The organism is Metabacillus rhizolycopersici, assembly GCF_020075705.1.
This window is the reverse complement of sequence record NZ_JAIQUM010000093.1, coordinates 1-15,657: the sequence shown is the minus strand read 5'-3', so window position 1 is coordinate 15,657 and position 15,657 is coordinate 1. Positions and strand designations below refer to the sequence as shown.

At 35.4% G+C, this 15,657-nt stretch carries 14 protein-coding genes, 1 pseudogene and 1 riboswitch; of the genes and pseudogenes, 4 read left to right on the top strand and 11 right to left on the bottom strand.

Annotation, left to right across the window (positions count from 1 at the left end; translation table 11 throughout):
* The 4 genes from K9V48_RS24110 to K9V48_RS24095 all read right to left on the bottom strand — a co-directional run.
* On the bottom strand, positions 1-1,150 hold a 1,150-nt coding region (locus tag K9V48_RS24110; RefSeq protein ID WP_224141654.1), incomplete at its 3' end, for a malate synthase G.
* 144 nt (positions 1,151-1,294) lie between these two features.
* Positions 1,295-1,510 (bottom strand): Abi family protein, encoded by a 216-nt coding sequence (locus tag K9V48_RS29760; protein WP_224141653.1) that lies wholly within the window; start codon positions 1,508-1,510, stop codon positions 1,295-1,297.
* A gap of 548 nt (positions 1,511-2,058) precedes the next feature.
* Complete coding sequence (locus K9V48_RS24100; protein WP_224141652.1) at positions 2,059-2,463, bottom strand: GNAT family N-acetyltransferase; 405 nt, start codon at positions 2,461-2,463, stop codon at positions 2,059-2,061.
* 316 nt (positions 2,464-2,779) lie between these two features.
* Positions 2,780-3,241, bottom strand: a complete 462-nt coding sequence (locus K9V48_RS24095) for a hypothetical protein (RefSeq protein ID WP_224141651.1) — start codon at positions 3,239-3,241, stop codon at positions 2,780-2,782.
* 537 nt (positions 3,242-3,778) lie between these two features.
* Here K9V48_RS24095 and K9V48_RS24090 point away from each other — a divergent pair.
* Positions 3,779-4,057 (top strand): annotated as a pseudogene (locus K9V48_RS24090) (ABC transporter permease); the annotation flags it as partial.
* Between the two features lie 189 nt (positions 4,058-4,246).
* Here the strand turns inward: K9V48_RS24090 and K9V48_RS24085 are convergent.
* On the bottom strand, positions 4,247-4,699 hold the full coding sequence (locus K9V48_RS24085; protein ID WP_224141650.1) for a winged helix-turn-helix transcriptional regulator: 453 nt from the start codon (positions 4,697-4,699) through the stop codon (positions 4,247-4,249).
* Between the two features lie 507 nt (positions 4,700-5,206).
* A riboswitch (TPP riboswitch) is annotated at positions 5,207-5,321 on the top strand.
* A gap of 150 nt (positions 5,322-5,471) precedes the next feature.
* On the opposite strand from K9V48_RS24085, the gene thiC reads away from it, so the two are divergent.
* Both thiC and K9V48_RS24075 read left to right on the top strand, forming a co-directional pair.
* A complete protein-coding gene (thiC, locus tag K9V48_RS24080; protein WP_224141655.1) occupies positions 5,472-7,256 on the top strand; it encodes a phosphomethylpyrimidine synthase ThiC in 1,785 nt (594 codons plus the stop codon).
* A 21-nt stretch (positions 7,257-7,277) separates the two neighbouring features.
* Positions 7,278-7,445, top strand: coding sequence for a serine protease (locus tag K9V48_RS24075; RefSeq protein ID WP_224141649.1), 168 nt, complete (start codon positions 7,278-7,280; stop codon positions 7,443-7,445).
* A 950-nt stretch (positions 7,446-8,395) separates the two neighbouring features.
* On the opposite strand, the gene K9V48_RS24070 is transcribed toward K9V48_RS24075, so the two are convergent.
* From K9V48_RS24070 to K9V48_RS24055, 4 genes are all read right to left on the bottom strand, one after another.
* Positions 8,396-8,623, bottom strand: coding sequence for a hypothetical protein (locus K9V48_RS24070; protein WP_224141648.1), 228 nt, complete (start codon positions 8,621-8,623; stop codon positions 8,396-8,398).
* Positions 8,624-9,430: 807 nt separating this feature from the next.
* Entirely contained in the window at positions 9,431-9,901 is a 471-nt protein-coding gene (locus K9V48_RS24065; RefSeq protein WP_224141647.1) for a hypothetical protein, read from the bottom strand.
* A 40-nt stretch (positions 9,902-9,941) separates the two neighbouring features.
* A complete protein-coding gene (locus tag K9V48_RS24060; protein ID WP_224141646.1) occupies positions 9,942-10,964 on the bottom strand; it encodes a DUF3231 family protein in 1,023 nt (340 codons plus the stop codon).
* A 226-nt stretch (positions 10,965-11,190) separates the two neighbouring features.
* Positions 11,191-12,300 carry a GerAB/ArcD/ProY family transporter gene (locus tag K9V48_RS24055; RefSeq protein ID WP_224141645.1) on the bottom strand — a complete coding sequence of 370 codons (1,110 nt, stop codon included), beginning with the start codon at positions 12,298-12,300 and terminating at the stop codon, positions 11,191-11,193.
* Positions 12,301-12,666: 366 nt separating this feature from the next.
* On the opposite strand from K9V48_RS24055, the gene K9V48_RS24050 reads away from it, so the two are divergent.
* Positions 12,667-13,014, top strand: a complete 348-nt coding sequence (locus tag K9V48_RS24050) for a DUF2642 domain-containing protein (RefSeq protein ID WP_224141644.1) — start codon at positions 12,667-12,669, stop codon at positions 13,012-13,014.
* Positions 13,015-13,377: 363 nt separating this feature from the next.
* Here K9V48_RS24050 and K9V48_RS24045 read toward each other — a convergent pair whose 3' ends face one another.
* Both K9V48_RS24045 and K9V48_RS29195 read right to left on the bottom strand, forming a co-directional pair.
* Complete coding sequence (locus K9V48_RS24045; RefSeq protein ID WP_224141643.1) at positions 13,378-14,769, bottom strand: amino acid permease; 1,392 nt, start codon at positions 14,767-14,769, stop codon at positions 13,378-13,380.
* Positions 14,770-15,264: 495 nt separating this feature from the next.
* A complete protein-coding gene (locus K9V48_RS29195; RefSeq protein ID WP_263432937.1) occupies positions 15,265-15,387 on the bottom strand; it encodes a hypothetical protein in 123 nt (40 codons plus the stop codon).
* Between the last annotated feature and the right edge of the window lie 270 nt (positions 15,388-15,657).

Genomic DNA, 15,657 nt, shown 5'->3' with positions numbered 1-15,657 from the left:
AGTTTTGATATTCTCCATTTCCTAATAAAGAGTGTTTTGCAAGTAAACTAGTTATTACTGCATCCATAATCCCCTCAGGAATTTCCTGACCAGCAGCATCTAAGATCGCATTTGTGGTCATTAAATGCCCAACGTTTCGAACAAACATAAGTGAACGACCGCGCAATGAGATTTTTTCGCCATTTGGACCAGTGTAAATGCGATCTGGATTCATTTTACGAATAATCTTTTTATTATTTTTCATGACAGAAGCAGTTAAATCTCCTCTCATAAGACCTAACCAGTTGCGATACACAAGTACCTTATCATCAGCATCTACTGCTGCAACTGAATCCTCACAATCCATGATCGTTGAAAGTGCTGATTCGATTAGAATGTCTTTAACGCCTGCTTGGTCTGTTTTGCCAATCGGGTGGCTTCTATCGATTTGAATTTCAAAATGCAGGCGATTATTTTTTAATAATATTGCCGATGGCTTATCTGTTTCTCCCTGATAACCAACCAGCTTTGATTCATCTTGGAGACTTGTCGTTTCTCCATTACTAAATGAAACTACTAATCTCCCTTCAATTAATACATACTTTTCAGCGTCTTTATGGGAGTAATCTTTTAAAGGTGCAGCTTGGTCAAGAAAATCCCTTCCAAATGAAATAACTTTCTCACCACGAACTTGGTTGTAACTTTCATCCCTGTGTGCTCCTCCTTCCTCACTAATTGAATCTGTTCCATAAAGTGCATCGTAGAGGCTTCCCCACCTAGCATTTGCAGCGTTAAGTGCATACCTAGCATTATCTATAGGAACGACTAATTGCGGTCCTGCCTGTACAGTAATTTCATCATCTACTTCTTCAGTCGTAACTTGAAAATCTTCGACTTCTGGCTCTAAATATCCAATTTCTTGTAAAAATGATTTATACTCAACAAAGTTAAATTCTTTATTTTCTCTATGCCAACTATTGATTTTATTCTGAACTTCATCACGATGGGCTAATAATTCTTTGTTTTTTGGAGCCAATTCAAGTATCAGCTTTTCAAAATCATCCCAAAATTGTCCCTGATCTAAATTGCTTTCCGGTAGTCCTTCTGCATTGATAAAGTCATATAGTACAGATGCTACTTGAAGATTACCTACTTTAATATAGTCTGACATCATATGCTCCTCCTAAATTACCAATTTAATTCATATAAAACTTTTAAATATAAAGTGAAAAATCTATCTTTTTATCTAGATTCATCCTCTGTGGTGCAGGGGTGGGTTTTTCGCTACATCGGTGACTAAGATTGAATAAACCTATTAAGAGCCTTCTAGTAAGCCATCGATGAATTGGAAAAATGCTATCTCAATGGTTTCTAATACCCCAAAAAGTAATAACCTAATCCTTCTGTCAAATTCATATAATGAAAGCAATTTGTTAAATGACGAACCGCTGATATATTGATCTTTATTAATAGGATCTTTTAGGGTGAGTTCATAAGCTACTAAACGATAATAATTAATTCTTCGCAACATTTTTCTGCGTATTCAGAATCTTATATGTATGAATTTCTACTTTTATATAACTCTACTTGCTCTTTATACGTGGTAGGTGGCTTAAGTTTCATTTTATCTTTTTCAGGATCCAATTAACATTTCTCCTTGAATAAAAAAAATGCCCCACCTTGGTCCGAATTAGAAAGAGGTGTGGTAGGTTCTGTTACATTTAACATATCTTTCTGATGAAGCAATGTCAAGGGATTAGCAAGTTAAGAATATACGCCTGATTTTTAAATCATTCAGTTGTTTTTGTAATCTACGGTTTTGAGTGTACTGGATGATTAAACCGTGAAATAACTCATATGCTCACCCTTTTTCTACAAGATATATCTATAATTTATATCATTTTATAAATGCAACCAATATTGTAAAATGTATGGTTAAAAATAACAAACTGACTTTAGCATGGTGTTCATAGCTTATCTATTCACCAGCTAATTATTTGAGTAGAGAATGGACATGTACCTTACCATAACATCTTAGTTGTCCTACCATCAATTCCATGAAGTAGTGTCAATATGGTACTACTTATCTTTCTCCATTATAACGTAGGATTTACCGCCTTTTGTAAATCTATAGTTGGATTCTTCTAAACCAAATTTTTTATAGAAATTTACTTTATTCTCTCTAGCATTACACCAAATTCTCTTCACGCCTCGGTCCTTTGCTTCTTTTATTACATAGTCTAGCAACTTACTTCCATATCCTTTACCTTGTTCTTGTTCGAGGGTTGCAAATTTTCGAAATTGACCTTCTTCATTATTTATAAAGAGTGAGATAACAGAAACCAGTATGTTTTCTTTAAAAAGACCAAAGTGAATACCCAAATCATCATCTTCTAATTTAATATAATCTAAATCCTTATCAGGCCACATGACTTTATGTCTCAATTCCCAAGCTTTTTCTTTATTTATTTTTGTAATCTCCATTTCCATCATAACCTCCCTATTAAAAATAAAAATGTGCTTAAATCTGTTTATCAATATGCCTCAATAGATCGTATCATCGGGCAATGTTCATGAAACAAATTTATATTTTGATTATGATATTCGGAGTCAAGCGTTTCTTAAGTATTATTTCTTAAAATTCTATAAAGACCAGATAGTTCGTATCTAGTTTTCTTTAAATTAAACGATAGAGATTACTCTTAAACACAGTTAACTATCCAGATGAGAGGATATGAGTACCGAAATTTTCTACCTTCTATAAAATCTGTTTTTTTCAAATGGCCAACTCGGATTAAACTCAATCCTTTTTCAACCGTTTTTTCTCTTGTTCACAAAAATCTTCCACAGTCGATTTACTCCAGAAAGGTGTTCCTGAAATTTCCACATCGGTTTTCGGTAATTTCCCTCGTTTATAATAAACATTCAATTTACGTTTATCATATTTCAAACCTCTTTCTGATAAAAAATCAGCAAACTGTGTTTGATTAAAATATTCATTGCTACCTTTTCGAATAAATGAAAGAACCGGCTCTTGAATCAAATGAGTCTCTTCTCTAAAAAATTGAGCAATTAATTCTAATGCTAATTCCAACCAATCATTGTCTAAATGTTTATACAACAAGCCAATGTTAAAATCTTGGTTTTCAGGATCTTCAAAAAACCAAGCTAAATGTAAAAAAGTAGCTTCAACTGTATTTATTTCCTTCGTTTTCTCTAGATTAGGGAAATTTTCAATGATTCGTTTCGTTACGTTTTTCAAAACCTATCCCCTTTCTGTTGACTTAGTCAACCTAAACATACAACAACATTGTTGATTAAGTCAACAAGAGGGTAACTATTTTTTATAATATTTTTTCATACTGCATACTACGAAACATTGAATGCAGCTCGAATTGTTGGGGTTCGATCCCCCTACAATTCGGCCTCTATTACCTTTACAAAATTTTCCCATAGTACCATATAACTATCCTTCTAAAGAAGAATTGATTCCACGCCTTCCATTAATGTAAGACCTGCATCCGTTACCTTAATATTACGGCCTACTATTGGAAACAAAGGAACATTTATTGATAAAATCCAATAATTATTATTTATTTTAAAACCATCTGTTCGTAAAACTTGATTTTATTTAAAAAACTGTATTGAAAATAGTAAAGCCTACTACATTTCGGAAACATGCCAATGTTATACAAGACGGAGAATTTATGATTTATCTAAACCTTTTAAATGAAGGGGAGATTATCTTGATCTATTCAAAAATGTTAATTTCGCGTTTGATATGAAATACATATCTTTGTTAATGTTAAAATTTATATTCCCAGCAGCCTTCCCTACCATTGTCAGTGGACTTCGTCTCGCTGTCGGTACAGCGTAGATTTTCCTTGTCGCTGGAGAAATGGTCGGAGCTCAGTCAGGACTTAGTTATTTAATTGTAGATGCTAGAAATTTATTAAATCTTGATTATGTACTTGCTGGAATTATTTTTATTGGCGTTAGCGGGTTTTTATTAGATCGTTTACTCGGCCTATTCGAAGCATGGGTAGGCAAACATTGGGGAATACAGCCGCGTTCATGAACAAAAGCGCAAGCGCCTTGATCAGCCTAGGGCAAACAAGACGCTCATGAATAGATAGTGTTTTCTAGTCCAGTGACTAAGACCCTTGAGGCAGTCAATAGTGCGACATCCTATGCTTCGGAACTGGGTATTGTGTCCTTAGCAATAGTTTAAAAATTTAATCATTCCAAACACATAAAAAGCTGGAGATTATTTTTCTCCAGCTTTTACTATATCTTCCTCAACGGCAACAACTTCGACATTCTCTACAAGCTTTCCTGTTTTTTTAGAGTAATAGGCTATCTCTACCTCATCACCGGTTGTAGGATCAATTAGTTGTTTATAACATTTTTGTAGATGACTACTCCCCCATATGATAAGAGAATTGAAGACATGTTCTAAATCTTCTCCACTTTTTGTCAATGTATAACGAAAACGTGGTGGATGCTTAGAATACAATTCTGATTTAATTAGCCCTTCATCTTCTAAATATCTCAGACGTTCTGACAGTAGATTAGAAGAAATACCTGTTAACGCTTTTTTAATTTCATTAAACATTGTATTTCCGTTCAAAATTTCGTGAACAACCAGTAACGTCCACCGATCGCCGATCAGATTGAGTGATTGCGCAATATTGCAAGGAATATCGTATCTTGTTTTCATATCTAAATCTCCTCCATGGTTCTTTCTGTTCTTCTTTTGTTCGTTTTGATTCGAGGTAATTCGGACCTAGTTCTTGATAATGTGTGGATGCGACTCTTGCCTTTATTTGATCGACTAGGCAAGAAAGTCGTTTTGCCCCACTATGGACAACGATTTCTCTCTTATGCTGTAAAGATCATTGAATTGCATTCTCTGACGTTAAACACAGATGAAGAACCAACAGGCAATCTTACTATTGGTATATCGGAATCCCTGACTATCGGCCGTATTCCACCTATTCTTCTAGATTATTAAAAATCTTACCCTAAAGTTAACCTTTCACTAAAATCTATCGAAAATTATAATGTTGCGTGAACCATAGCACCCGAAAATTCCATCTAGATAATCTTCTAACACTACACATATTCAAATGGTCCAACGATTCGTAGCCTCATCCCTTAGACCTATTTTCTAAATATTCCTTTTATTTTTATTTATTCTCATGTATACTAAAATCGAATTGAATAGCAATATAACTAGGGGAGTCCAATAAGTTGGGCTGAGAAAGAAACACGTTGAAGTTTCTTGACTCTCGGGACCTGATCTGGCTCATACCAGCGTGGGGAAGTTAGAAGCGTCATTATACACTACTTCTTTATACATATTAGCCGGGTCCAATCATTTATTGGACACCGGCTTTTTTATGTACTTCATAAGCTTTTATAAGCTTTCCACTTGTTGTGTTCTATATCTTGTCCTTTAATTCAAAAAAAGGAGAGATTTTATTATGTCGATGTCAACACCTTCATTAAACGAACAAAGTATTTCCATCATGTCTAATTTTTCAGGTAGCAAAAAAGTATATGTAACAGGCTCTAGATCTGACATTAAAGTTCCAATGCGTGAAATCGAGTTAAGCCCGACAACCGGTGCGTTTGGAGAAGAGGAGAATCCTCCAGTACGTGTGTATGACACCAGTGGACCTTATACAGACCCTGATTATTCTGTCGATATTACAAAAGGTCTTCCTCCCCTTCGCCGTTCATGGATTCAAGAACGTAGCGATGTTGAGGAATATGATGGTCGTGAAATCAAGCCTGAGGATAATGGCTATAAAAATGAAAATGATCCTCGCGCTAATCATAACGTGTTTCCTGGTTTAAATCGGAAACCGTTACGGGCAAAAAAAGGAAAAAATGTTACGCAACTTCATTATGCAAGAAAAGGAATTATCACGCCTGAAATGGAATTTATCGCAATTAGAGAAAATATGAAACCTGAATTTGTACGGGATGAAATTGCAAAGGGTCGAGCGATTATCCCTTCTAATATCAACCATCCAGAATCAGAGCCTATGATAATAGGCCGTAACTTTCATGTTAAAATTAATGCGAATATTGGCAATTCTGCTGTTTCATCTTCTATCGAAGAAGAGGTTGAAAAAATGACCTGGGCCACACGTTGGGGTGCTGATAATATCATGGATTTATCAACAGGGAAAAACATTCATACAACACGGGAATGGATTATTCGTAACTCATCGGTTCCTGTAGGCACTGTCCCAATTTATCAAGCACTTGAAAAAGTAAATGGAGTTGCTGAAGATCTTACCTGGGAAGTTTACCGTGATACCTTAATTGAACAAGCAGAGCAAGGTGTTGATTACTTCACCATTCACGCTGGTGTTCTTTTACGGTATGTCCCGTTAACTGCTAAACGTGTAACAGGTATTGTATCTCGCGGTGGGTCTATCATGGCACAATGGTGTCTACACCACCACAAAGAAAGCTTTTTATACACTCACTTTGAAGAAATCTGTGAAATTATGAAATCCTATGATGTTGCATTCTCTTTAGGGGATGGTTTACGGCCTGGGTCTATTGCAGATGCGAATGATGAAGCACAGTTTGCAGAATTAGAGACTCTTGGAGAGCTTACAAAAATTGCTTGGGAGCATGATGTGCAGGTGATGATTGAAGGACCAGGACACGTACCAATGCACCTAATAAAAGAAAATATGGATAAGCAGCTGGAAGTGTGTCAGGAAGCGCCATTCTACACACTTGGACCTCTTACGACTGATATTGCTCCTGGTTATGATCACATTACATCTGCTATTGGAGCTGCAATGATTGGTTGGTATGGGACAGCGATGCTTTGTTATGTAACGCCAAAAGAACATTTAGGTTTACCAAATAGAGAGGATGTTCGTGTAGGGGTTGTCACTTATAAAATTGCTGCACATGCTGCTGATTTGGCAAAAGGACATCCAGGAGCACATAAAAGAGATGATGCGTTATCAAAAGCTCGTTTTGAATTCCGTTGGAGGGATCAGTTTAATTTATCTTTAGATCCTGAACGTGCAATTGAATATCATGATGAAACTTTACCTGCTGAAGGTGCAAAAACGGCACATTTCTGTTCTATGTGTGGACCTAAATTTTGCAGTATGAGAATCTCTCAAGATATTCGTAATTTTGCAAAAGAAAAAGAACTTGATACGAAGGAAGCTATTGAAATAGGTATGAAGGAAAAGGCTGAACAGTTTAAACAATCTGGTGGTAACATATATCAGTAACTTTTTTAGGGGGTTATTAGGGTGAAGGTCGAAAAAATTGAAGAGGAAATTAATCAACTCAAAACTCACCTTGCTTTTTTGGAGAAACATTTAAAAGAGATCCAGCAAAATTGTGATCATCATTTTAAAGGAAATCAATATCATGAAAAATGTATTAAGTGTAATAAAGTAAATGTTTTATATTATTAGTAATTGAACTACTCACGACTTAATTCTCTAACGAAAATTTAAAGTCGGAGATTCTAAAAAATAAGACCATACCCGTTCAACTAGGTGATGGATTTTCTGCTTCCCCTTTCAGGCAAACCTTTTTGTTTCAAGATCGAATCCATCCTAGAACAAAGAGTCTACAAGTGTAGAACTTGTCTGAAAGCAAAAAGCTCTGACACATTCGTTCAGGAATGTTCTTTTCCTACTGCACCAGACCAGCTAGGCCGATTATCTTCTCTGGTAATCGTGGATAACTTGCCGGTAGAAAAAGAACAGAAACACGCATAGAATTTTACCCAACAAACGATAGGTTAGTTGTTGGAACCCTATATTCTATCTAATTTTCAAAGAACGATTTGCATAGGATAATATTAGCACATGCGTTCGTTCTATTCGACCATTTTGGCTAGCGCCAACCGACATTCATCCCCTCCCTACTCATTGGGCTACGGCCTTCACATTCCTTGAGGGAGGGGTCTTCTGTCGAAAAACGATAAAAAGCCTCATAAGAAATAAAGCTAAGAGATTCCACAAGAAACCTTGCCTTAATTATTTAGTTGAGGCAGGGTTATTTAACTTTCTATATAAAAGACATTCTTATTGAATTAAAGATGCTTCGATCAATAAAATTATTTATACAAAGGAAATATTTATACTAACCTTTTTCAATCTGGCCCTATACAAAAAGAGAAACATCATCATCCATAAAAAGTTAAGCTGACTCAAACGGACACCCTTGTCTTTGGCTAACCCCTACTACTGCCTTCGAGGCTCGGGACTTTCACCCTAAAGATTGCACCATGCCAGGCGCACAAGCAGAAAGAGATAGCTGAGATACTTAGCTATCTCTTTTTATGTGTTCTGATGTACTTTCATATTCGGGAGGTATTCACTTACAATAAAGTTGTTTCATCTTAATACTCTAAATACTAGTTATATAATATTGAAATAAGGTATGAAGGAATTCGCGGACAAACTGCTGCCCATTGTAAAGTCCTACCTCCCAAGGCAAAAATTTGTTTTGCACCTGAAAATTCAGGGAGAGTTCTCCCAATGTACTTTGTTAGTTTAGCAACATATTGTTCTGTACGTCCACCAGAGAATAGTGCGAGATTCAATCTACTTGTCGGCAATTCTAGGTCCCCTGCCTCAATCATACCTACTTTTTTTCCACTGTCCCTCCATTGGTCGCAAAGCCGCCATAAGGAAGCCCCCCTCCTGCTCCGCTCCCTACATTCAACACATCATAATCCGTTTCCTCCATTTTTTCCAACGGGGTCAGCGGAATTCAGGAATCAACTGTTTCCGATGAACTTACCTGTGGACAAGGCTATGGTAAAGACAGTTGATTCTTCATATTGGCAGATTATAACTTGGAACGAAGGATACTTTAACACCAGAATCAGTTTTGTACAAAAAATAGATCCTTTCATTAGAAAAATCCAGATTCATGATAAACTTGATTCGGTTATAAAAATTGTTTTTTTTCATATCACAAACGTAACCATAAAATAAAAAACTTCCCTCTAGGTCCAAAGCAGTGATGGTTCCTGTTAATCTGTCTTCAGGTTCGGTTCAATGATTTTATACAAATCTAGTTCACACAATCACTCTTATGGGCAATGAAAAAAGATCTTCCGGTCGAAGATCATTTTAGTTGCTTGTTCAATTAAAGAGTCTGATTGCCGAATATTGAAGATGAGAAAGAGTTTCATACTAGATTAACTGTGTGATTTTGTCTCTTTGATAATTTTTTATCCATTTGTCTATATAGCTCAACAAGCACAATAGTATGTATGAATGAGACAAGAATATTTACCGTATATCCGCCCCTACCTGCATGTATATGTCTTTTGTGTAATCAAGCTAAGAGCAAGGAGTATCCCAGTTAATACTAATGTGTAGCATTCAGATGTATGATTTTTTAGACATGGCAATTACCTTTTCCTTTTATTACGAATTGGTCAATATTTTTTTACTTTGAAATTTACTAATGCAATTTTTATAAATAAGCCAATACTTATGCCAGGAATCAAAAACAACATAGGTAAAAAAACAGGACCGAATAATATCCCAAATATCTTTAGACTTGAGGAATAGATTAATCCTACGGTTACGAAATAAGCACTAAAGACAAACGGTAGAAAGGAATAAGGTGATTTCCCACCTCCATCATCCTTAAAAGCATCCCATATTGAAAAAAAGTACAGACAAGGATAAAACATGAGCCATTCATAATCGACATGGTCAATAGCTGCTTGGATATCGCCTTGAAAGCTGTAAATAATCACTTTATTAAAATTTGATTGAACATTAATTAAAAATTCTAATACTATCAAAAGTAGACCTTTGGAAAATTTACCATTTAAAAGCTGTCCAAAACCAGGTAATGCAATACTCCAAAGGATTTTCTCAATCCGTTCTTCCTTTAACATTCATCCACTTCCTATTGACTAACGGAACTCAACCCAAAGTTTAGCTATTTTGGTTTTTATTTTTTGCAAGTTTTTCTTTATCCATAGTTCCAGGTGGTTGTTCTAGCCATTCGTTACTAATCATGATGTCGGCTCCATCTTTGGCATATTGACCGATTTCAAGCGATAGACGTTCGTAATTCAAGACTAAATCACTTCGCTGACTTGTAGCAGCTGCCGTTGCATAGTTTCCTGTTCCTAATGCACTTAACAACCCCATATGGAATAGTGTTAATTTGTCTGAAAAAGGCGGTGTTGTTGAATCAGTAATAGCAATATCTGACGAGATAGGTGGTTGTATATCATTATTTATAAGTGCCTTTGTAAAGATTTGAATGTGTTTTTTTGTAATATCTCTTCCTCTTAACATCCATTTTTGAACATTTTCCCTTGATGATGTTTGGGCAAAACTTATCGCAAGTTTTCCTCCCATTAAGTTGGTTTTAATATTCATAAATAAGTAAGATATTTCCATTGCGTTTAGTGGTCTTTTGTTGGTAAAAGGATTTAATCCACTTAAATACTTTTTGCTGTCTACAAAGTCAGTTTCTGTCGGATAAGGGATAGAAGGTGCTCTAACAAATAATCCTTTTGAAAGGGATACATCCGCACCAGTGTCGTATAAGTTAGTTACTTTAGTAAGTCCTTCAATGAAATATTCTCTTATATCTTTTCTAGCACTCATGGCAATAAAGCCACCGTATGCAAGTAAACCTGCTCTCGAGATATGGCCAATATAATCAAGCATAAACGAATCAGTATACAATCGAGGAGCATTCATATTGACATCTTCACTTGTAAATCCTTTCGGTAACTGTAGTTGTTCTTCTTGAAACAAATGAGTAAGTTTTTCTATATGAGTAGATGCAATGTCATAAGCCAATTGGATAATAGATCGGATTTCCTCATCTTCTACATCTTTTAGAAAATAACCTAAAATGCACTTGGACATACTATCATTCATGTAAGCAGTCCAAAGTGAAGCTATTTCGGCTGAAGTCAGTTTTGTACGGTGTTCGGTCATAATTTGAATACCTCCAAAGAATAGGTTTTCTGACATGGGTATATTCTTTGTAAACAACCGAATATTATGTGAGATTTTTGAATATCCATCGTTTGAAGATCAAAAAGGAATGAATATTCCATACAAATCTAGTTGACATAATGCGATATTATATAGGCAATCAAAAAAGCCATCGGATTTATTTAAACCCGATGGCTTTAGAATAAAACATAATAATTATTATGTTTTATTTAATTTCCGATCTATCTTTCCTCTTGAAACGGTTACGAATCAAAGTAACAAGCAGCATTAGCAATGGAATAATAATATAAAAATAAACGGAAATGTAATTATCAAGATATTCATCCTTCTCTTTGTGTTCCGAAAAATTGGAGGCCATCATTGACCCAAAGATAAGAATACAACCAATTGGTAAAATAATCTGTTGATGATTTTTTAGCTTGAACAAATCTACGATTCCAATTAAGGCACAATAAAAAAAGATGGATATCTTGAAAAATACCGTAATCAGCAAAGTAAAAACAACAATAGCATCGAGTCGTTGGATAAAATTAAAAAGGTTGACCTTTCCTATTGTTATTAATAAAGGAAAAGTAGATCTCTCCACTTCTTCGATACCAAGAACAGCGATATTTAAACTGGCTGTCCAACATAAGGAAAGCCCGCTTGTAATTAAGGCAGACAGCCACACTTTTTTCACTAATTCAGGTCGATTTAAGTAAGGAAGCAGCATGGTAAAGACAACCATTTGACCAAAAGGAAAAGGACTAGTCTCAAAAAGGGCCGTCGTTAAAATTGGTTTCCATCCATATTCAAAAAACGGCTGTATATTATTGATCTCGATATTCCCCGAAAAAAACACTAAAAGATTTCCTAATAATCCAAATAAGATCAAGATGACAATAAATACTTCTGCTGTTCTCCCCAATACTTCAATTCCTAGATAAAGTACATAACAAATGGTAAGAACTAATAGGATCGTGATTACTAATAAGGGTGTTTCGGGCATGGTCGATGAAACCAGCAACTCCCCGAAACTACGAATATTCTGGTTAATAGTATACAAAAAGTAGATAATGTATAACAGGCCAATGATCCACCCCAGGTATTTACCAAATATTTTTCTAGTATATCCAGTAAGGGGTAAATTGGAATATTGGCGAAATAAAAAGTAATAAATGAAAAAAAAGACTATTCCCCCGAACATTCCTAAAAGAATGGCCAGCCAGGCATCCTTTTTCGCATCTATTCCATAACTTATGACCAATGCAGTCCCAAGATCAAATATAAACATCATGGCAAATAGTTGAATGATACTAATTTTAGCTTTCTCCATCGTCTAGGAGACCTCTCCTTGTTTACCCATTATATGAATTGATTTCGTACTTCTGTATGTTTCATCCTACCCTACTTTCCTATTTTAAATACTTTTAAAGGACAAGGAATGCATACTCTATACAAATCTAGTTAATATAAGACTAAATTTACCGGCATTGAAAGGGGATCTTTGATGAAGATCCTTTTATTGCTTATTTAACTCAAGCTTAGGGAACAGGGAAGATATTAAGATCTGTTTTGATTTCTTCTACTCAACTAGTTGCAATAAGAGATTTGGAGCACCAACTATGAGAGTTTATGAATGCATTATCCCTCTTCAGCATAAATATAATGGAATAAATACCCATATATAGGGGGGTGTAATTTGGGTACAGGTAAAGACGGGGAAAGAAGCAAGGCTCATGGAGTTCAAAAACCTAGCGATCAGCCGGGTTATGTCAATCATATGCCCGCAATGCATACTCAGATATGTCCGATTATGGGTGTTCCTCAGCCCACCGAATATGTCACGCATTTAGACCCAGTATTTGTACAACATTTGAGCAGACATCAAGGTCAAAGGATGGCATTAATGACAACGGCAGGAAGAATTGAAGGTATAAATGCAGGAGTGGCCGTAGATCATATTCAAATAAATTTGGAAGATCGCTCTTTACACATACGAATATCACAAATCATTTATTTTGAAGGGCCACTAACTTCCTATCGATAAGAAATTTTTAATTCAGGCGCTTTGTTTCAGACAAGTCGTCTTTTATGAATGTAGCAACATCGTACTTTCTTACTCTGTATCTCCTTAATTAGCAATTCGCTTTTAATTTTGCAAGACTAATTTCATCTAATTTTCGTAGTTGCCTTAAAGGCTAAAAGGTTGCCATTAAGGCAACCAAAACCTCGTTTGTAAAGGGAGCTATAGTTAACATATTCACCTTTATGGGCATTGATAAGTCACATGTGGTCGGAAAAAGCACTTTTATATTAAGCAAAAAAAGAGCCCTTCTTAACAAGGGCTTTACTTACTAACGTCTTTTTAAATAAGGTAAGATTAAATCCATTATGTTACAGTGGAAAATCTTTAATCTTTGGCTAATTTGCTTTTTCTTTTGCCGTACAATAGATAAATCAGAAAGCCAGCAATCATCCAAATCCCAAAACGAATCCAGGTGATTTCAGGTAAACTGATAATGAGATAGATTGAAAAACCAATCCCGATTAAAGGAACCACCGGAACAAATGGCGTTCTAAATTTCCTTTCAAGATCAGGTCGTTTTCTTCGTAGTACCATGATTGATGAACAAATGATTATAAATGCTGCTAAAGTTCCAATGTTAACGAGCTCAGCTACTTCACTAATAGGAGTAAACCCTGAGACAAGTGCAGTAATCACTCCAATAATTAAAGTTGGACGATAAGGAGTTTTATACTTAGTGTGTAATTTTGTAAACCAATTAGGTAACAAACCGTCTCGGCTCATGGCGAACCATATACGTGAACCGGCAAGCATAAAGGAAAATAATACAGATAGAATACCTGCAATAGCAGCTACTGAAATAATTAAAGTGATCCATTTTAATCCAATATGACTAAAAGCTTGTGCTACTGGTGCCGCATTATTAAGTGTTTCGTAAGGAGCTATACCTGTAATAACCAGTGACATGCCAATATATAGCAATAAAGCAATCGATAACGATATGACAACAGCTCTAGGTAAGTCTCGTTGCGGATTTTTGGATTCCTCTGCTGCTGTAGTTAAGGTATCATAGCCAAATACAGCAAAAAATACTAACGCTGCTCCACCCATTACTCCTTCAAAACCAAAAGGCATAAAAGGGTGCCAGTTAGATGAATCAATATAAAAACTACCTACTGCGATTACTATTAGAATGATAGCTAACTTAATAATGACCATCAGATTGTTAAATCTAGATGCACCTTTTATACCTAGTGTAAGCAATCCAGCAATAGCTAAACTGACTATCATTGCAATCAGGTCTACTTTGTGACCATCTCCTGTTCCAGGTGCTCCTTGGGCCCACACTGGAATATGAACACCAATCTGTTGAAGGAATTCTTGCATGTAACCTGACCATCCAATGGCTACCACTGCAACAACTAACGCGTATTCAAGCAATAAATCCCATCCAATAAGCCATGCTGCTCCTTCTCCTAATACAGCATAACTATAGGTGTAAGCACTACCTGCTACCGGTATTAACCCTGCAAATTCCGCATAACATAGGGCTGCAGCAGCACTAGCAAGCCCTGCAATGAGAAATGATAGAATGACTGCTGGTCCTGAATGTTCAGCAGCTGCTACACCCGTTAGCACGAAAATACCTACACCAATAATGCCACCTAGACCAATCGCAGAAAGTTGCCATAATCCTAAGACTCGTTGAAGTCCTGTGTTTTTAGCGCCTTCTTGCTGTAAATGTTCAATAGATTTTTTTCTCATAAAAGAATTCATTGATTTCCTCATTATTGTACCGTTTTAAAAAGGGAAATTCTGTCTTTTTAAACAGTACGCTTTCTTCACCTTACTTTCCTTTTTAGATTTTCCTACGCTCTTACTAAAAAGATAGAATTTTAAATTCCTAGTTTTAGGTAACAAAATAACTTGATAAAACACTCTTAATTACATGCTTATTCTTACAAGTAAAAATTATTCGTAAAGACAATTGCAATCAAGCTTTTAAAACCTTCTTACTCTATATCTCCTTAATTGGCAGTTCGCTTTTAATTTTGCAAGACTAATTTTATCTAATTTTCGTAGTTGCCTTAAAGGCTAAAAGGTTGCCATTAAGGCAACCAAAACCTCGTTTGTAAGGGGGGCTATAGTTAACATAATCACACTTATTGGCAATAACAAAAGGATCTTCGATTGGAAGCTCCTTTTAGCTGCTTATTGAAAGCACCCGTTTGCTTATAGAAATGTACTTTTACGAGAAGAGAAATTTGATATTTAAGCAATATTATAGCGCAAGATCATCAATTCATCAGAAGGTGTATCAACAACACGGTCTTCTGTTTCTTCACACAATTCTATACAAATTGTTTTAATATCATCGAAATCAGCACAGGACATAACATATTTCCCTCCTTTTATAATTAATTTGAATCTTCTGATATTATTGTCTAACTTTTATTGAATGGTGTAAACAACTGAAATTTACACATATAATTCTAGTCAACATAAGTGATGTTATAGGCAATAAAGAAAGATCTTCAAATTGTTATTATCCCCTTATAGTGGACAGTAAAAAGAAAGGATTGTACTGTTTTCTATGGAGGGGATTTTTTCATGGGGAAAATTAGAACAACCTATACAAAAGAGATTAAGCTAAAAGCGATTAAT